General features: G+C 33.9%; 15 protein-coding genes. 8 read left to right on the plus strand and 7 right to left on the minus strand.

Translation table 11 applies throughout. From position 1 onward, the window contains the following. Positions 1 to 499 precede the first annotated feature (499 nt). Both OQ292_RS07165 and OQ292_RS07170 read left to right on the plus strand, forming a co-directional pair. Entirely contained in the window at positions 500 to 1,906 is a 1,407-nt protein-coding gene (locus OQ292_RS07165) for an alanine/glycine:cation symporter family protein (RefSeq protein WP_431733767.1), read from the plus strand. Further along, positions 1,907 to 2,488 (plus strand): NUDIX domain-containing protein, encoded by a 582-nt coding sequence (locus OQ292_RS07170; RefSeq protein ID WP_284685371.1) that lies wholly within the window; start codon positions 1,907 to 1,909, stop codon positions 2,486 to 2,488. Between the two features lie 19 nt (positions 2,489 to 2,507). On the opposite strand, the gene OQ292_RS07175 is transcribed toward OQ292_RS07170, so the two are convergent. Next, positions 2,508 to 4,631 carry a hypothetical protein gene (locus tag OQ292_RS07175; RefSeq protein WP_284685372.1) on the minus strand — a complete coding sequence of 708 codons (2,124 nt, stop codon included), beginning with the start codon at positions 4,629 to 4,631 and terminating at the stop codon, positions 2,508 to 2,510. A gap of 267 nt (positions 4,632 to 4,898) precedes the next feature. Here OQ292_RS07175 and OQ292_RS07180 point away from each other — a divergent pair, with 267 nt between their 5' ends. Together OQ292_RS07180 and OQ292_RS07185 are read left to right on the plus strand one after the other, a co-directional pair. Continuing rightward, positions 4,899 to 6,131, plus strand: a complete 1,233-nt coding sequence (locus OQ292_RS07180) for a Glu/Leu/Phe/Val dehydrogenase dimerization domain-containing protein (RefSeq protein WP_284685373.1) — start codon at positions 4,899 to 4,901, stop codon at positions 6,129 to 6,131. Positions 6,132 to 6,343: 212 nt separating this feature from the next. Beyond that, the gene (locus tag OQ292_RS07185; RefSeq protein ID WP_284685374.1) at positions 6,344 to 7,828 is read left to right on the plus strand and encodes a sodium:proton antiporter; all 1,485 of its coding nucleotides are present in this window, start codon (positions 6,344 to 6,346) and stop codon (positions 7,826 to 7,828) included. Between the two features lie 144 nt (positions 7,829 to 7,972). Here OQ292_RS07185 and OQ292_RS07190 read toward each other — a convergent pair whose 3' ends face one another. After that, positions 7,973 to 8,266: a hypothetical protein gene (locus OQ292_RS07190; RefSeq protein ID WP_284685375.1), complete on the minus strand. Its 294-nt coding sequence runs from the start codon at positions 8,264 to 8,266 to the stop codon at positions 7,973 to 7,975. A 245-nt stretch (positions 8,267 to 8,511) separates the two neighbouring features. Here OQ292_RS07190 and OQ292_RS07195 point away from each other — a divergent pair, with 245 nt between their 5' ends. Continuing rightward, the gene (locus tag OQ292_RS07195; protein ID WP_284685376.1) at positions 8,512 to 8,817 is read left to right on the plus strand and encodes a hypothetical protein; all 306 of its coding nucleotides are present in this window, start codon (positions 8,512 to 8,514) and stop codon (positions 8,815 to 8,817) included. A gap of 218 nt (positions 8,818 to 9,035) precedes the next feature. Continuing rightward, on the plus strand, positions 9,036 to 9,281 hold the full coding sequence (locus tag OQ292_RS07200) for a type B 50S ribosomal protein L31 (RefSeq protein ID WP_284685377.1): 246 nt from the start codon (positions 9,036 to 9,038) through the stop codon (positions 9,279 to 9,281). Positions 9,282 to 9,327: 46 nt separating this feature from the next. Here OQ292_RS07200 and OQ292_RS07205 read toward each other — a convergent pair whose 3' ends face one another. The 5 genes from OQ292_RS07205 to OQ292_RS07225 form a co-directional block, all read right to left on the minus strand. Then, a complete protein-coding gene (locus OQ292_RS07205) occupies positions 9,328 to 9,981 on the minus strand; it encodes a response regulator transcription factor (RefSeq protein WP_284685378.1) in 654 nt (217 codons plus the stop codon). 6 nt (positions 9,982 to 9,987) lie between these two features. Further along, entirely contained in the window at positions 9,988 to 11,838 is a 1,851-nt protein-coding gene (locus OQ292_RS07210; protein WP_284685379.1) for a sensor histidine kinase, read from the minus strand. Between the two features lie 285 nt (positions 11,839 to 12,123). Beyond that, entirely contained in the window at positions 12,124 to 12,744 is a 621-nt protein-coding gene (locus OQ292_RS07215; RefSeq protein ID WP_284685380.1) for a DUF4468 domain-containing protein, read from the minus strand. A 116-nt stretch (positions 12,745 to 12,860) separates the two neighbouring features. Further along, positions 12,861 to 13,898: a porin gene (locus tag OQ292_RS07220; RefSeq protein ID WP_284685381.1), complete on the minus strand. Its 1,038-nt coding sequence runs from the start codon at positions 13,896 to 13,898 to the stop codon at positions 12,861 to 12,863. Positions 13,899 to 14,509: 611 nt separating this feature from the next. Beyond that, a complete protein-coding gene (locus tag OQ292_RS07225) occupies positions 14,510 to 15,871 on the minus strand; it encodes an ammonium transporter (protein ID WP_431733759.1) in 1,362 nt (453 codons plus the stop codon). 434 nt (positions 15,872 to 16,305) lie between these two features. Between OQ292_RS07225 and bamJ the strand changes: the two genes are divergently transcribed. Continuing rightward, entirely contained in the window at positions 16,306 to 17,067 is a 762-nt protein-coding gene (gene bamJ, locus OQ292_RS07230; protein ID WP_284685382.1) for a BamJ family beta-barrel-assembly machinery protein, read from the plus strand. 218 nt (positions 17,068 to 17,285) lie between these two features. Then, positions 17,286 to 18,575 carry a Gfo/Idh/MocA family protein gene (locus OQ292_RS07235; RefSeq protein WP_284685383.1) on the plus strand — a complete coding sequence of 430 codons (1,290 nt, stop codon included), beginning with the start codon at positions 17,286 to 17,288 and terminating at the stop codon, positions 18,573 to 18,575. Positions 18,576 to 18,584 lie beyond the last annotated feature (9 nt).

Genomic DNA, 18,584 nt, shown 5'->3' on the forward strand with positions numbered 1-18,584 from the left:
GTGTTTCTTAAGCACAATGTAAATCAGACAAATAAAGAAGAAAAAAAATGTACTGAAAAGCAGTATGAAGCTTTTCATAAAATCAATCTCCTTGAGCAAATAATAGTAAACAGAAAGTGACGATCCTAAAAATATAGGGGACAGAAACAGAAAAAATTTCATCGCAATAAGTATTAGGTCAATTCATATCTTATTGTTGATTTTTTTTGATTGATGGATTCATTTTCATTTACTATTCTAAATTAGAAAAAAGCCTGAGCCATCCTAATAATTATTGTACTATTTTAATGGCATACCATCACAAAATTCACCAGTTTAATTTTTTAAATAATTACATATAATTATTCAAAGAATAGCACAAACACCAATGCCTAAAAAAAATGATAATACTGAATCCATTGCCTCCAAAAAGTTTTTATAGTTTGGCTTCATAAAAAGAATAAGACTTATTTTTATTAGCTTTAAACTATTGACTACAAAAAAACACTCACAGATTTTGATAGAAGAAATACTACAAAACTTTAGCGATTTTATGTGGGGTACTCCGCTGTTAGTACTCTTACTTGGAGGAGGTTTCTACTTTATGCTTTACTCCCGATTCCTTCCCTTTCAATATTTCGGCCACGCAATAAAAGTATTAAGAGGTAAATACGATAACCCAGACGATCCCGGAGATATTAACCACTACGAGGCTTTAGCTAGTGCAATTGCGGCTACAGTTGGTATGGGTAATATAAGTGGTGTAGCAGTTGCAATAACGCTAGGTGGCCCCGGAGCTTTATTTTGGATGTGGATAAGTGCATTTTTTGGTATTGCTACCAAGTTTTTCACCTGTACACTTTCTATTATGTATAGAGGAAAAGACTCAGATGGTGCAGTGCAAGGTGGCCCCATGTATGTAATTATGGAAGGACTAGGCACTAAATGGAAACCTTTGGCAGTTGTATTTTCCATTGCTGGTTTATTTGGCTGTCTACCAATATTTCAGGCAAATCAGCTTACTCAGGTTATCAGAGATGTATTTCTTATTCCTAATGACTTGTTAATTGAATCTGCATATTTTACAAATAACTTTGGTCCCACTTTTCTTTCAGACCTTATTACAGGTATAATTATCGTAATTATAGTTTCAGTTGTAATTTTTGGGGGGATTCATAGAATTGCGATGGTTGCAGGTAAAATGGTGCCTTTTATGGTTGTTACCTATGTAGGTATTGTAATGTATATCATTTTATCTAACATCACATTAATACCAGAAAGCTTTGTTTTAATTTTCACTGATGCATTTACTGGAAATGCCGTTTTAGGCGGTGTTGTGGGAGAAGTAATAAGACAAGGTGCAAAAAGAGCAGCATTCTCTAATGAAGCAGGTATTGGCACCGCACCTATGATGCATGGAGCGGCTAAAACAAAAGAACCAGTAAGAGAAGGATTAGTAGCCATGTTAGGCCCAGCAATAGATACACTTATTGTTTGTACTATGACGGCTCTCGCCATTATAATAACTGGCGTATGGAAAACTGGTGATGATAATGGAGTAACGTTAACAGCTTCTGCTTTTGGGAGTGTAATGCCGACTGCAGGCCCTATTCTATTATTAATTTGCGTATTGATCTTCTCATTTTCTACCTTATTCTCATTTTCGTATTATGGTACAAAGTGTATTTCGTTTTTATTCGGAACACAATACCAATTACATTATAGAATATTTTATGTCGCAACAATAATCTGGGGTTCAGTTGTTTCTATAAATGCAGTAATAAACTTGATTGATGGGATGTACGCTGTAATGGCTTATCCAACAATGATTTCTGCGTTGCTACTTTCTCCTAAAGTGAAAGAAGCATCTATAGACTACTTCAAACGAATGAAGGACGTAGATAAGGAAAAAATTAATGTGTCGTAAATGAAAAAAGTAAATATTTTCAATCGCAAATGGTTGCTTGAAGACTTTTTAAAAGTAGAAGAAGTACAATTAGAATTTGAAAAAGTAGATGGTGAAATGAGTAATAGAGTGCGTTTGCTCAGTCTCGAAAGAGGAGATTCTGTAGCAGCACTTATTTGGCACACCTCCTTACAAAAATTTATTATTACAAAACAGTTTAGACTACCTGCTTATAATAAAGGAGAAGGTTGGATACTGGAAATAATTGCAGGCGGATTAAAAAAAGGAGAAGACCCAGCCGAAGCAATTAAGCGCGAAGTAGAAGAAGAGATTGGGTATTTACCAACAGAAGTTGAGCATATCAATACATTCTTTGTATCACCAGGAGGCACCTCTGAAAGAATACTTTTGTATTTTGGGAAAATTGATGAAGATGCAAAGGTGCATAATGGTGGTGGACTCGATGATGAAAACGAAGACATTGAGTTGATGTATTTTTCTGCTGATGAATTTATAACAGCAGTTGAAAATGGCACTATTACCGATGCAAAAAGTATTATTGCTGGTTTGTGGTTAAAATCAAACCTCAGCAAAATAAGCTAACTGGAAATAAGAATTAGTTTTAAAAACTAATTCTTATACCTGGCCCAACCAAGAAGAACCACTTCCCATTGTCTATCCGATACCCACCACCTATATGTAGTGGGAAGTTTAATTTACTATTACTCCTATTTATCGGATAAACCGAACCAAGAGCAACTAAAGCCAAATATCGTGTTGCACTTTCACTAAAGTTAAATGCATCAAAAGCCAAAATACCTATACCAGCTCTGTATGGCTTTGCCTTTTCAATCATCTCAGATTTATAAAAAGTAAACTGAGCTATTGCAGCTAAACTAATACCCCCTAAAGATGAGATCTCATCTTCGCCCTGCGTCATTGTAAGTAAACCTGCTGGAAAAGAAATATCAATATCGAAGGTTGATTTTCTAGAGAGAATAATCTCAATCTTTTGCTGATAAATCCTTTCGTGATACTTGTTGGAAACATGCCCGATAGTGATTTCAATTCTCGACCATTCTCCTAATTCATGCGTTTTGGTTCTTAATATATTATTAAGGTTAATGTTTGAGTTCTGGCAATCCTTTTTGTCATAATAATTTTTTCGCAGCGAATTCCCTCCCGGACAAATCGTAATATTTTCAACTTCTTTCATGTCAATCAACTGGCGCTTATTATTCACCACTTGCACTTCCATAAAAAGGTATTGTTTACCATATAAATCACCTAAGCTATCTATAGTGGTATCATCAAATGAAAAAACAATATCCTTTACTGGTTTATCATAAAAGATAGTTGTTGTAATATCTGTCACCGGCATTTTGCCTGCACCATAATCTATATTTACAAAGTTTAATTCTTTAGGTCGCTGGTATTCCTGCACAGTTAACTGATGGCCTGTTGGCTCACCATAATTCAACATTTCAATTTTTTTCTTATAAATAGAAAGGGGAATATTTAAGGTAAAAACCTGTCTGTTTTCGTTTCCAGCAGTCGAATCTGTTCTTATTCGAAATAAACCTTCGAAGCGAAGGCCTGCCCTATCCAGTGCATCTCCTTCCACTTTTACATCTATAATCTCACCCGGATATACCGAAAGGTTTTCTGTCCACTCGCCACCATTTCGCTGAATGCTTACTTTACTTACTTTCGTATTATGTCGGATTGAAAAGTTGGTTAAAAACCGGGCTTCGTCTCCATCTTTTATATATAGATACCCATCTGACAATCTGTGGTAATCATATACCCGCAACACACAAAGCATTCTCCCATTACTCAATTGATCTTGGGTAAATAATTCTGCAATTAGAGCTCCACCTGGTTGTTCTTTTTCCTCAATCCGATAAGTCTTATGCAATTTTAAATTCCTATGATGATCAATTTGAATATCTTGACTTTTATATCTCTGGTTAGTTTCTAGTATAATCTCTTCCTGATCAATATTTAAAAAAGCCAGCCTACTTTCTTTTATTTCGAACTGCAAAGTATCTAATGGATATTCGTATTGAATTTTACCATTTGCATCAAAATAAGGTCGATTTAGCTTAACATTGTATTGAAAGGTGTGCTTTCCAATTTTCTCTGGTAATAAATGCAGCATTATTTGATTGCTTCTTCGCGTCAATCGATATTTTATATTTCCATCGCTTTCCCAAGAAGGCTGCAACTTGATATTTTCAGGCAAATCTGTATATAATTCATAGGTTTTTTCTTCACCTACAAACAAATCTCTTTCTTGTATATTTAAACTTGCACTAATCTCTGCATATGGAAATAGTCTTACTATCTCCCTTTCTTTATTGCTTGCTCCTATCAAAAAAGAAAATCTTAAAAAATTACTTTCAGAAAGTCGTTTAAAGCTTACTTTCATACGATAAAGCAATTCATCTTCTTTTCTAAGAGAATCGAGCATTTCAAAATCGGCAGTAGGTTCGATAGAGACAACAGAATCTGCTATCTGAGGATTTAGTTTTAGATATACTTCTGCTGTTTCATTTTCATCTTCGTAATAAAAAGATAAATGAGGTTCTTCCCTAATAAGTACCATGTCATTTTTAAGACTAAAAATGCCGCTGTTGGTTCTTATTTCTACATCAGTAAATACATCTGTACTTTGAGAAAATAATTTATCTGTTATCAACAACAAAAAGATAACAGGAATAATGAGTTTCAGTAATTTATACATTCAGTAAAGAATAGCTTAGTCTCAGTTTAAATAGTTAAATACCGCTAAATATAAAATGTATATACTCCAATTTGGTTTGCGAAAATAACTAAATGAAACTCTAAATACAGATTAGCATTAAAAAAAGCTACTCATATTATTACTATCTGAATAATTATAGATTAATTTATTTAGTTGTTATACTTATAATTTTGAATACAATTATATTTACTTACTAACATAAACTTTTTGGTAAACACATTACCATTATTCTTAACCAATGTAAATATGAAAGAATTACTAGAGAAGTTTGAACACACTCCTCCTGAGATTGTATTTGAATGGCACGATAGACTAACAGAAGCAAAAGGTTGGGTAGTTATAAACTCATTAAGAGGAGGAGCAGCTGGTGGAGGTACAAGAATGCGAAAAGGCTTAGACAAAAGAGAAGTAGAATCTCTAGCTAAAACAATGGAAGTTAAGTTTACAGTATCAGGCCCGGCAATAGGTGGAGCCAAGTCTGGTATTGACTTCGACCCTGCTGATCCCAGAAAAAAAGGGGTATTAGAAAGATGGTATAAAGCAGTAATCCCTCTGTTAAAAAACTACTACGGAACAGGAGGCGATATGAATGTGGATGAAATAGAAGATGTAATCCCAATTACAGAAGACTATGGGCTTTGGCATCCACAAGAAGGTATAGTACATGGGCACTTTAATGCTACTTTGCCCAAACAAATCCACATGATCGGGAGATTAAGGCAAGGTGTATCTAAAATTCTGGAAGATCAGGAATATATACCCGATACTGGCAAGAAATATACAGTTGCTGATATGATTACGGGTTTTGGTGTTGCTGAATCTGTAAGACATTACTATCAACTTTGGAATGGAGAAACTAAAGGAAAAAGGGCAATTATACAGGGTTGGGGAAATGTAGGTGCTGCTGCTGCATTGTACTTAGCAAAGCATGGTGTAAAAATAGTTGGTATAATTGACAAAGATGGCGGGCTTATCGATGAGGAAGGAATGGGCTTACACAGTATTAAAAAACTTTTTCACGATAGAAAAGGCAATACACTAGTTGCTGATAACAAACTCTCTTTTGAAGAGCTCAACAATAAAATATGGAATGTACCTGCCGAAATTTTTATACCCGCAGCAGCTTCTCGATTGGTAAGCAAAGAGCAAGTTTCTAAATTAATAGCTAATAAGCTTGAAGTAGTTGCTTGTGGAGCCAATGTACCATTTAAAGATCAGGAAATTTTTCACGGACCAATTGCTACATTGGTAGATAATAACATCTCATTGATTCCTGATTTTATAGCCAATTGTGGTATGGCCAGAGTCTTTGCTTACCTTATGGAAGTAGATGACGAAATCAATTTAACAGATGATGCCATATTCCATGATGTTTCTACAACTATTTTAAACGCTTTGGAAAAAACTTATAAATTAGGGAAAGAAAAAAATGGCATTTATAAAAATTCTTTAACTGTGGCGCTTGAGTCCCTGACGTGATCTAGAGCATTATTTAAATCAAAAAAATCTCATTCTGGCAAATTATCTTAATTTAAGAATTGCTAAAAATAACTTGAACGCTTATTTTTCAAAGGGTTAACAATTCTTACATAAAAAATTAGAATATTCCAAAAAAAACTGTAAATCATCCATTAATCTTTGAATTACTTGAACAATTTTCTATTTTTCAGGCAAAAAGAAATTTCTACAACATGAAGCAACTACTGGCAATATTTTTAATAACTATCAGCCTATCCCTGTTTACAGATAATTTACTTTTCGCCAATAGTTCAACTGATATTTTAACTCTAAATGAAGTAGTTTCTGAAGGAGGAGGACACGAAGCGGAGCATCATCTACCTTCTGCATGGTCGGTAATACCTTTCGTAATACTATTAGTCATGATTGCTACTGGCCCATTATTTTACGAACATTTCTGGCATAAAAACTATCCGAAAGTAGCAGTTTTACTTGCTTGTATAGTTATAGGTTACTACATCTTCGTATTGCACAATACACATGGTCCTATTCATGCTTTTTTTGAATATGTCCAGTTTATAGCTTTACTCTCCTCTCTATACATTGCATCGGGAGGTATATTGATTGAAATCGACAAGAAGGGCAAGCCTATTATAAATGTAATCTTGCTTTTTATTGGAGCAATAATCTCTAATATTATTGGAACAACCGGAGCTTCTATGCTTTTAATAAGACCTTTTATTAGGTTAAACAAAAGCAGAATTAAGCCTTATCATATCATATTCTTTATTTTTACAGTAAGTAATATTGGTGGTAGTCTTACACCAATTGGAGACCCTCCGCTTTTCCTTGGGTTTTTAAAAGGAGTTCCTTTTAGCTGGACGCTTACTCACAACTTTTTCCCATGGTTATTTACGGTTATTTTATTTTGTGCAATCTTTTACTTTTTTGATAGAAGAAACAAAGAAATTAACCCTCTATTTGCAGATGAACCTGAAAATTATACTTCTAAGATAAAAGTTACTGGTGCTAAAAACTTTCTATGGCTGGGTGTAGTAATCGCCGCCGTTTTCTTAGATCCTAATGTAAAAGGCTTTGAGTGGGTTCCAAGTATTCCGTATGATGGGCAAAACTTCTCTTTTGTAAGAGAGCTAATTATGTTTTCAGTAGCTTTTATGTCTTTTAAATTTGCTAGCCAAGAAGCTATTAAAGGGAATGAATTTAACTTTGAGCCAATTAGAGAGGTGGCATTTATTTTTGTAGGAATCTTCGGAACCATGATGCCAGCCTTGGAATTAGTAGCCAGTTTTGCATCATCTGACGCAGGACGAGAATTAATCTCACATAATACATTATATTGGGGTACCGGTTTCTTATCTGGATTTTTAGATAATGCTCCAACCTACCTAAACTTCTTAACAGCAGCTATTGCAGCACAAGGAGGTTCAATAAATGAAAAAATGGATGTAGTTAACTTTGCTTATGGAATGGGCGATTTTACTAATTCTGTTGTTCAGTTAACAGCTATATCTGTAGGGGCTGTATTCTTTGGTGCCATGACCTACATTGGCAATGGACCTAACTTTATGGTAAAATCTATAGCAGAACAAATAGGTATTCAAATGCCTTCTTTCTTTGGCTATATTATAAGATTTTCGCTTCCTATATTATTACCTACACTGGTAATTGTATGGTTAATTTTCTTCGCTTTTCTTTAAGTCGTAATTATTTGTATTGGAATTAGTATTCTTAGAAGAGTAAAACAGCCTGTAAATTTAGTTTGTAGAGCATATTATTATACTATCTCAATTTAATAATTGAGAGCAAGAATGGATTTGCCTAAAATAAGAGCCCTAGCTCTTTTATTGATTAAGTAACGATTTAGTTATTTCTTCCCATTCTTCGTCTAAAGTAAGGCAGCAAACTGGTTGCTGAGCTCTTCTATACCAATATGAAGCATTGAACTGATCCCCTTCTTTTCTATGCAAATAGGCATGCACCCAATTGCCAGCAAGATCTTCTTTCTCTTGTGCTAAATCATGAGCTTTATCCCAATCTCCTTTGGCATCATACCAAAGTGCTTGTAGAGCAGCACTCAAACTAAAAGGTGGATAAGTTTCCTGTAATGAAGTTTTAAATATGTCAAGTTTTTCCATAAGCCTGTTTTTAAATTAATAAAAATTCATCTAGGCAGATTGTTTTAGATAACTGTATTTTTTTGAAAAAAATATTACAAATAGCAAACCCTTAAAATTTAGCTAATTTTATTAACATTTTTACATACTGAATATCAATTAGTTACAATGAAATCAAGGTTAATTATTTAAATTTTAAACAATAAAACTTGATTATGTCATTTTTATAAACAATATTTGAATATATAAAACGCAAAGTTAAAAAAATGAACACTTTATATATTCCTTACACAAAAGTTGAAAACATTTTCTGGAATTTGAAATATAACATTCCAAAATCTGCAATCATGTTTGTGCTTATGAAACAACAGGAATATTACGAAAAAGCAGAAGAAAACGAAATAAATGAAACTGCATTTCTAAGTGCTTTTCAATACATTTTTAAAGAGGTAGCACAATCATCTTTTCAGATAAGTAGCGAAAATATAAAGTGCATTCTAGAAACAGAAGAAAATATAATACTGCAACAGCAGTACTCGAGAAGCTTCCAGTGCTTACAGGCTTATTACTAGTATACTGAGTCGCTTTTTAATAAAAATATTCTCATGCTGAGAGAACCTAAACAGTCGATGTAGCCCTACTGATTGTTATATTGTGGCACAGTTTTATAAACTGTGCTACTTTTTTTTACAATAAAAACGATAAAAAGAATTTCTTTTTTTGTATAATGTTGATTTTCACTATCTTTGCAATCCTAAAAAAAGAAAAGTCTTAAAATTTATATATAGTCATGAAAAAAGGAATTCACCCAGAATACAGAGAAGTAGTATTCCAAGATCTAAGTAGCGACTTTAAATTTCTTACTCGCTCTTCTATAGAGACTTCTGAGAACATCGAATGGGAAGATGGAAATACTTATCCACTTGTTAAAGTTGAGATTAGCTCAGCTTCTCACCCATTCTACACTGGTAAAAATACATTTGTGAGCCGTGCAGGTAGAGTTGAGAAATTTAACCAGCGTTACAAGAAGAAATAATTACGATTCGCTAAGAAACGACAAAGCCGCTTTAAAGCGGCTTTTTTTATTCTATTAGTCCGTAGTCTTGTGCTATATTTATTAATTCGACCACATTTTTAACCTGCATTTTTTTCATAATGTTAAATCTGTGGACTTGAACAGTTCTTATACTACTTTCAAGTTTGTTGCTAATATCTCTGCTACTCATACCCTGAGCAATTAATTGCAAAATCTCTTTTTCCTTTTTAGTTAGCTCAAAAAGCCCTTTTCTATTGGTTTTAGACTCTTGAACAGATTTGATATAATTAATTGCTAAAATATCTGAAACAGCACTTGTAAAGTACTTTTCGCCACTGTTTACTTTCTTTATTGCAGTAATAAACTCTTCTTCGTTAGCATCCTTTAAAACATACCCTGTGGCACCATATTCTATTGCCTGAAGCACATATTCTTCTGCATCATTCATGGTAAGCATAAGTGCTTTTGTTTTAGGAGAATATTTTTTCAGGTATTTAACGGCTTCAATACCGTTCATCTTTGGCATTCTAATATCGAGAATTAGCACATCTGGTTTTAACATTTTAGTTTTTTCAAGTGCTTCTTCTCCATCTGCGGCTTCTCCTATTACCTCTATTCCATCTTCGTTTTCGAGTAAAGACTTAATCCCATTACGAACAAGTAAATGATCATCGGCAAGAATTACCTTAATAGCATCCATAATAAATCATACGCTTAACATATTTTTAAAAGGCAGAGTTATTCGTACAGCTGTTCCTTTGCCAGGCTTTGAAGTCATATTAAAATTGCCTCCAAAAAAGCTTATACGTTCTTTCATATTTAGAATTCCGGAAGTTCCTGCGTATTTTCTACCACCTCTTAAAAACTTTTTTTCTTCAAAGCCTTCCCCATCGTCTTCTACTATTACTTCAAGCAGGTCTTCACTATGTTCAATAGAAACCGAGATATATTTAGGGTTTGCATGCTTTACAGCATTATTAATTGCCTCCTGACTTATTCTGTATAGATTTACTTCCAGATTTCGATCTATTCTGCCAGTAAAGTCAGTTTTATTATGGAATTCTACATTAACTCCTGTATGTCTTTTTACCTCTAAAGCCAATGTTTTTAATGCAGAAGCTATTCCATAATCTTCTAGGTTTCCGGGTGCTAAATTAAAAGATAATCGCCTAGTTTCCCGTATAATATCAGGAATTTGTTCTTTTACTATATCAAGTTTCGTCTGTGCTTTGTCGAGATATAGAAGATTGATGGATTGAATATTGAATTTTAGTGCGGTTAATAATTGTCCTAAGCCATCGTGGATATCTCTAGAAACTCTTTTTCGCTCTTTTTCTAAAGCATCTATAATTCTGATAGAGTTTTCTCTTTGTTCAGCGGCTTTTCGCAAATATTTTTCTCTATTAAGCTGATAAACTTTTTGCTCAGCCCATTTTCTGTTTGTAATATCACTGCATATAATTAATAAATCGTGTAATTCATTAACCTCATTAAATACAGGAACAATTCTAGCATCGAGCCAAAGTGTAGAGTTATTATAGGTTCTCACTTTTAACTCACTCCGCCAAACACTTCTTTCTGCGTTATTTGCTGCCAGTTCGTTTATCCAATCTTTTAGATTAATAAGGTTAAAGAGATTATATGTAAATTTTTTACTGGGATCAAATTGCAGGCTGTCTAGAAAATTTTCACTTATATAATATATCTCCCCATTTTTAAAAGCTCGGGCAAAAAGTGTTGCTTCTTCTAAAGCGAAATGAATATTTCTTAAATCTTTATTAGACTCTTCTAAAGACTTTTGTAAACGCTCAGATTTTTGTACAGTTCGCTTCAACAACCATTCTGAATGCAGCAGTGTACGCAAATGCCCCCTTACATATAAAGCTACTGGTCTAAATATAAAAAACACTTCTAGCACCAGTATAATTAAAGATATTATTGCCAGAATTGATTGTATATTTTTTGCCCTTTCTACCTTCCTTTTTGCCAGAATTTCATAAAGCTTTACTATTTCATCCATGTCGTTTAGAAATGACTTTTCTAGCTCCATTACTTTTTTAATGGCTGGGGTAATCTCGGCTACGGGAATATCCATATCTTCTTCCAGCTTAACAATTACCTCTAGTGCACTAGCCGAAATTGCTAACTGAATTACAGTTAACCTCTCAAATTTTTCATCAAGACTTACAGTGTTATTTTGAGGCAGATGAAGGGCTGAGTCTCCATACATTAAGGCATAATGCGTTTTTGTCCAAATCTCTAATGAGTTTTTAAGATCAGTTAAAGCATCTCTTCTATCTGAGCCTTTTTCTGAAAGACTAATGATTAATAAATCTTTTGCTATTTGTTGTGAATAAGCTCTTTGTCTGCCCGCAAGATTTACTACCCTTGAATCGTATAACTGTCTGTTTAATTGAAACTGCAGATAACGTTCACTCACTATAACAACCAAAGCGATAGCCGCAACAGCAAGACTATAAAGTAAAAGTAATCTTTTAAAAGCCTGCTTGTCAATACGTTGCTTCTTCTGCTGATCATTAACAGGTTTTAATTGCATATTTTTTCACTCAAAAAAAGAGGTAGCTAACCTCTTAGTAAAACTGCCAAAGTTAGCTGGCAGGTTAGAAATTTGTTTTAAGTCAAATATTCAAATTACAAAAAATAGCTGAATCTTAATAGCTATTTCTGTAAAATAAATAAAAATACCATTTTTCTTGTACCCATCATTTTTGAGCTCATTTTACTTTTTCAGAAAAAAAAGCTCTTTGAAGCCAAAGAACTTTTTTACAAACCCCAAATGATAAATAGAGTAGGATAGAAAATCTAACCTTAATTTATATTCTTACCAGTCAGAACTAATTGGAGCGCTTTTCTTTTCTGTGGTATCTGCCACCAGAAGAGATTTACTCATAAAATCTTCTAACATAGTTATGTTTCTTTGTAATGCTTCTTCTAATTGTAAGCAATCACTTTCTTTAAGCAATTCCTCTTTAAGTGTAATCATGTTTAAGGCAACAGATTTACCCGAAGCCGGAACATATTTTCCATACCTGTTTAATTCGTATGGATGAAACACAAAATTATTAATATAATAGCGATATTTATTATCTTTTAATTCTACAACAAGCTTATAGCTAACAGCGCCTTTAGCATGTTTTAATAACCTACCCGGATAGATCACATACTCTTGTTTGCTCTCAAATACCTTCTCCTCTTCGTTAAAAGTTAAATAGCTATATTTTTTTGAAATCAGTTTTTCTAATTTTTTGTCTTTAATGTCGTACCAGGCTTTAAAAAACTCTTTCGCCTTTTTGGTAAGTTCTTCTGTGTTATTATCAGGTGTTTCTACTACTTCATAATAAAGTATATTTCCGGTATCGTCAAAAGGAAAAATATTTTCCTGACCAATAGAAGTAGTATTAAAGTATAATAAGTTGCTTAATAAGAAAAGGAATCGAAACATGACACTTACAATCGTTGCAAAGATTTAAAATCTTTGATGGTTAATAATGAGTATAAGATAATGTGTAAAAAGGCTCCCTTATAGAGAGCCTTTCAATTTTATATAAAACACTAAGATCAGAATCCGAATACAGCAGCTACTAGAAACTGAACAGCAGTTTTTGTAGGAGCATCGTCTGCATCTAAGAATACTTCTTGATCTGCAGAATCAAAACGAAGCTCTGGGATTAATTTAAGAGGACCAGAACCAATGTTACCAGAAATAGTGAAAGCAGTTACTTTAGCTTTACCTTCAGAAAGTATTCCAAGGTTGTCGTCTGTGAAAGTCTCACCTCTTAAACCTAAAGAGAAAGCATCTGTAAATGCATATTGAGCATATAAAGCTGCACCAGTGAAAGATCCACCATCTATATCACCACCTTCTGATTCGAAATCTGGTGCAGAATAAGTTGCCGCATTTAAGCCTAACATAAATGCATCTGTAATTTGGTAAGTAGTAGTAATGTCGAACTCAGTACCTGACTCAGGACCAGTGATCATGTTAATGTAAGCATCCCAACCATCTACTGGAGATAAATATAACTGAGCACCGAAGTCAGCCACATCGTTTTCGTCAGAGTAAACATTCCAGTCGTTAAATAAACCAACCATTAATGCTACTTTGTCAGAAAATGCATAGTCAAATTTTAAACCTGCATTTTGGAAAGGACCATTTGTGAATAGATAAGAAGTAGAGTAGTTGAAGTTTCCAACTGGTGAGATTACTTCGTAACCTACGAATGTACCCATATAACCACCAGTTACACTTAATTTATCTGTAAGTGCATAAGAAACATATAGGTTTTGGATGTTAAATGATGGGTCGAATGCACCTGAGTTACCACCTGGTAAAGAACCAGCAGAACGCGGACCAAATGATAAATCTGCTACGAATGAAGCTTTACCTGTTTCTCCTGAAAAAATAAGATTTGCCATACCAATAGAAAATGAGTTTTGGTCTTCGCCAAAGCTTGTTCCTATATTTTCGTGGTCAGAAAAATCATATTTATAGTAAGTATCAACAGAACCTGAAATTGTAACAGGAGCAGGCTCATCCTGTGCATAACTTAATTGAAATAATACAATACCAACAGTCAGTAAAAATAACCTTTTCATAGATTTTATTCCTTTTATTAATTGATTAAATATTGGCTAGTTAGTTTGATTTGGACATTCCCGGATATGAAAAACACATCGCATAGGTTTATATCCTCCTGTGTGAAATCATAAAAAGCGTTATCGAAATTTTGATTAAATTAAATGATATTATTTCTAAGGGGTATTACTTATCAAACTCAAATCTTTCCTGCGTTAAACACCATCTTCTATTATAATTTGTGGTTAATTGATTTATAGGATGTTTGAAAATAAAGTCAAAAAATACCACTAACAGATTTATTCTGCTTTCTTTAATATCACTAAGTCGTGTGTAGTATATAATTTTCAGTAAATAGCTTACAAAATTCACACACCTGCAAAAAGACTTAATTTAATAGTTAAAACATTAAACATAACAGAGTTACTATCCATAATAACCCTTAAAAAATACTAGTTCCTTTTCTGTTTTAACAGCAAATCTGCATTTACCAGATGTGTGTATTTTAATGCCACTTAATAAGGTTTGAAGTACCTGATGCACGTTGTGTACTTTATTATCTGTGTAGCATATTAAGGAACAAGAGATAAATTTTATCTCCCGTTCCAGTGATTACCACACAGGTATCAGATCATTCGTCGAATATAATAGTATATCCTCTTATGCCGTGTTCGTGGCTATCAAGACCAGCTTTTTCGTGCTCAGGAGATACCCTTAAGCCCATAATCTTGTCTATCACGAAGAATATCAAGAATGCAGATCCGAAAGCAGCAACTCCACAGATAAGCACTGAGATTAATTGAGTTAAGAATTGATCGAAGCTAGCCATTGCACCAAACATACCTACAGCTAATGTACCGAAGATACCGCAAGTTAAGTGTACAGAAACAGCTCCAACGCAATCGTCAAGTTTTAATTTATCTAAAGTTACAGCTGATAACACTACCAAGCCACCACTTATAAGACCAATAATTATTGCATCGATAAAGCCCATTTGGTCTGCACCAGCAGTAATACCTACTAAACCAGCAAGAATACCATTTAAAGCCATACCAAGGTCTAATCTTTTGAATGCGATTACACCAGCAATTGTACCACCAACTGCACCAGCAGCAGCAGCTAAAGAGGTTGTTACAAGAACAAGAGAAACAGCAGCAGGATCAGCAGAAAGTACAGAACCACCGTTAAATCCGAACCAGCCTAACCATAATAAGAAAACACCAATTACAGCTAAAGGCACACTAGAACCAGGGAAATCGTTAGTTTTACCATCCACATATTTTCCAATACGAGGACCTAATACGATGATACCAGCAAGTGCTCCCCAGCCACCAACAGAGTGTACTAAAGTAGAACCTGCAAAGTCATAGAATCCCATTTCGTCTAGGGCTCCACCACCCCATTTCCAACTTCCTACGATTGGATAAACCAAACCAACAAAGAATACTGTAAAGATAAAATATCCAGAAATTTTAATTCTTTCTGCTACAGCACCAGAAACAATAGTTGCCGCAGTTGCTGCAAACATACCTTGGAACAAGAAATCTGTCCAGTAAGTATAACCTGTATTATAAGAAAGATCTAAGCTGCCATCTACAATTGGAGCAGGAAGACCAAAACCAGCAAAACCTAACCATCCTGGAGCTTCAAAACCAGGGTACATTAAGTTAAAGCCAAAAAAAGCATAGGTAATAAGCCCTATTGCTGGCGTAAGCGTATTTTTAAATAATATGTTAACGGTATTTTTTGCTTGAGTAAAGCCTGCTTCAACACCTGCGAATCCCAAGTGCATAATAAATACCAAAGCAGTAGAAATCATCATCCAGATGTTATTGGCTGTAAGAGAAAGTGCAGATAGTTGATTAGCCATATCAACAGCACTAGCATCAGCAGTATCAGAGACATCGGCCACCGTTTTTGTGGCTTCAGCCAACATAAGTGTATCGGCTACACTTACTGCATTAAGTAACATTCCAGTAAAAAGGTTTTCCATAATAGTTTAGATTACAAAAAGGGTAATACAAAAGCACTCCTTCTATTTGAGAAGGATATAAGTTGACGTAAATGAAAAGACACTTATTAGTTAAGTCGGGAATGTGTTGTTAAGGTGTTATTAGTAGTATATTGGTATAAATAAATAAGTATTAATACTTAGGTAACAACAAATATACATTAAAAATTAATTTTTGAAATAGTAGTTGTAATTTTTTTATAACAAATATTAATAAAACCACTAATAAAACCCTTATTTCATTGCCAAATAATTAGCAAAACAGCATTTTAACCTAAAACATATCTAAAGGAAATACTTATATAAATTTAATTTTCAGGTTAAATCACAATTATTTGTATTGTAAATGTGCTATTAAATATTTGTGCAGTTTATATTAGCAAATATTCATTTCTTTAAATATTTACTAATCAATAATGCATATAAAAACATTAAAGACAATTTGCATCATTTCGCTGTTAGGATTATTTAATCAACAGTTATTTGCACAATCAAAAAAAGAACTTAAAGCACAACTGGCTAGCACACAAGATTCTCTCAAAGTATTACAAGATAGTCTCTCTCGAGAAGCTACCGATTTTAATATTGCAATGCATCAGATTAGTTATGCATTAGCAATGAATATTGCTATGAATATTAAACAACAAGGCTTTCTTGATTCTTTGCACGTACCGTCTTTCCAACAAGCTTTTTTAGATGTTAGACACGATCAAGCTAAAATGGATCCTATGGAAGCGGGTGCTCTTATAAAGACTTTTATTAATGAAGTAAATACAAAAAGAACTGCTGCTTTACGTGCTGATGGTGAAGAGTTTTTAGCTGAAAATAAAAAGAAAGAAAATGTAGTAACACTAGAAAGTGGACTACAATACGAAGTATTAACAGAAGGAACTGGTGAAAAACCTGCAACAGACGACAGAGTAAAAGTACATTATAAAGGTATGCTTACAGATGGAACTGTATTCGACAGCTCTTATGATAGAGGAGAGCCAATTGTATTATCGGTACAAGGCGTAATTGCAGGATGGACAGAGGCTTTACAATTGATGCCTACTGGCTCTAAATGGAAATTATTTATTCCTTATGACTTAGCTTATGGAGATAGAGGTGCCGGAAGCGACATACCACCTTATGCTACTCTTATTTTTGATGTTGAACTACTTGAGATCGTAGAATAAATAACAACATCCAACTTATATAAAAAAGCAGTTAGTCTATATTAGGCTAACTGCTTTTTTATTGATAATAGAAAGTACTTATAAATTTCGATATGTAAAAGTCTCTATTCGTCTATTCTTATTTGGAAAATGGCTGTTATTTAATATTTTGACATAAAAAAGTTAAGCCTTTTTCTAATAACTACTACTTAGTTAGCAACTGAAACTATTCTATAAATATGGAAAGAAGAACATTCGTAAAAAAGTCATCAATGGCCAGTTTGGCTTTTTCTGCACTCCCACTTATTAACCTCCATTCAAAAGCAAAAAAATATAAAACAGCCCTTATTGGCAGCGGCTGGTGGGGAATGAATATTCTTAGATTTGCTATGGCTTCTGGTAGTTCTAAAGTTATTGCTCTCTGTGATGTTGATAATAAGCAATTGAGCGCTGCTATTTCCGAAGTGAATAAGCTCTCTAGTGATAAGCCAAAAACCTACAAAGATTACAGAGAATTATTGCAAAAAGAAAAACCAGAGATTGTAATTGTTGCTACACCAGATCATTGGCACCCCCTTATTGCTATTGCTGCTGTAAATGCAGGTGCTCATGTATATGTAGAAAAACCTGTTGGCCATACTATTAGAGAAGGTATCGCAATGGTAAAAGCAGCCAGAGACACTGGTAAAGTAATGCAAGTAGGTTTACATAGGCACGTTTCACCACACAATATGTCTGGTATTGAATTTTTAAAATCTGGTAAAGCCGGAAAAATAGGTATGGTAAGCTCTTTTGTACATTATGGTTATCATGATAGTAAGCCAGTACCCGATGCAGAAGTACCAGAAGGCTTAGATTGGAATATGTGGTGTGGTCCAGCTCCATTGGTACCTTATAACCCTTCTATGCACCCTAAAGGATTCAGGCAATTCTTAAACTATGCTAATGGACAAGCTGGTGATTGGGGCGTTCACTGGTTCGATCAAATTTTGTGGTGGACGGAAGAAAACTATCCTAAATCTGTTCACTCTACTGGTGGTAGAGCTGTAAGAAATGATAATACAGATGCACCCGACCATCAGATAATTACTTATGAGTTTGAATCTTTTACTGCAACTTGGGAACACAGGTTGTTTTCTGCCAATCCTTCTGAAAAGCATAATATTGGTATATATTTTTATGGGACTGAAGGTATTTTCCACATGGGTTGGCTAGATGGTTGGACATTCTATCCATCAAATAAAAATAAAGAAATCATCCATCAAGATCATCAACTACATGAACCAGACTCTCAGAATATTCCAGAACTTTGGGCAGATTTTATGCAATCTATCGAGAATAATAAAACCCCTGCTGCAGATATACAACAGGGGCATTATGCTACTAATATGAGTCTTTTGGGTATGCTCTCTTATAAACTAGGTCGAAGCATTAGCTGGGATGGAAAAAAAGAAATTATCCACAATGATGAAGAAGCTAACAAACTTTTAAGTAGAGCTTATAGAGACCCTTGGCAATACCCAGTTTAATACTTTACA

The sequence above is a fragment of the Chondrinema litorale genome (assembly GCF_026250525.1).
Classification (GTDB): domain Bacteria; phylum Bacteroidota; class Bacteroidia; order Cytophagales; family Flammeovirgaceae; genus Chondrinema; species Chondrinema litorale.

Excerpts from the sequence above, each read along its gene's own strand:
- OQ292_RS07205 (WP_284685378.1), bottom strand. The coding sequence starts at position 9,981 with ATGGATGCTATTAAGGTAATTCTTGCCGATGATCATTTACTTGTTCGT.
- OQ292_RS07200 (WP_284685377.1), top strand. The coding sequence starts at position 9,036 with ATGAAAAAAGGAATTCACCCAGAATACAGAGAAGTAGTATTCCAAGAT.
- OQ292_RS07175 (WP_284685372.1), bottom strand. The coding sequence starts at position 4,631 with ATGTATAAATTACTGAAACTCATTATTCCTGTTATCTTTTTGTTGTTG.
- OQ292_RS07220 (WP_284685381.1), bottom strand. The coding sequence starts at position 13,898 with ATGAAAAGGTTATTTTTACTGACTGTTGGTATTGTATTATTTCAATTA.
- OQ292_RS07195 (WP_284685376.1), top strand. The coding sequence starts at position 8,512 with ATGAACACTTTATATATTCCTTACACAAAAGTTGAAAACATTTTCTGG.
- OQ292_RS07225 (WP_431733759.1), bottom strand. The coding sequence starts at position 15,871 with ATGGAAAACCTTTTTACTGGAATGTTACTTAATGCAGTAAGTGTAGCC.
- OQ292_RS07190 (WP_284685375.1), bottom strand. The coding sequence starts at position 8,266 with ATGGAAAAACTTGACATATTTAAAACTTCATTACAGGAAACTTATCCA.
- OQ292_RS07210 (WP_284685379.1), bottom strand. The coding sequence starts at position 11,838 with ATGCAATTAAAACCTGTTAATGATCAGCAGAAGAAGCAACGTATTGAC.
- OQ292_RS07215 (WP_284685380.1), bottom strand. The coding sequence starts at position 12,744 with ATGTTTCGATTCCTTTTCTTATTAAGCAACTTATTATACTTTAATACT.
- bamJ (WP_284685382.1), top strand. The coding sequence starts at position 16,306 with ATGCATATAAAAACATTAAAGACAATTTGCATCATTTCGCTGTTAGGA.
- OQ292_RS07235 (WP_284685383.1), top strand. The coding sequence starts at position 17,286 with ATGGAAAGAAGAACATTCGTAAAAAAGTCATCAATGGCCAGTTTGGCT.
- OQ292_RS07180 (WP_284685373.1), top strand. The coding sequence starts at position 4,899 with ATGAAAGAATTACTAGAGAAGTTTGAACACACTCCTCCTGAGATTGTA.
- OQ292_RS07185 (WP_284685374.1), top strand. The coding sequence starts at position 6,344 with ATGAAGCAACTACTGGCAATATTTTTAATAACTATCAGCCTATCCCTG.
- OQ292_RS07170 (WP_284685371.1), top strand. The coding sequence starts at position 1,907 with ATGAAAAAAGTAAATATTTTCAATCGCAAATGGTTGCTTGAAGACTTT.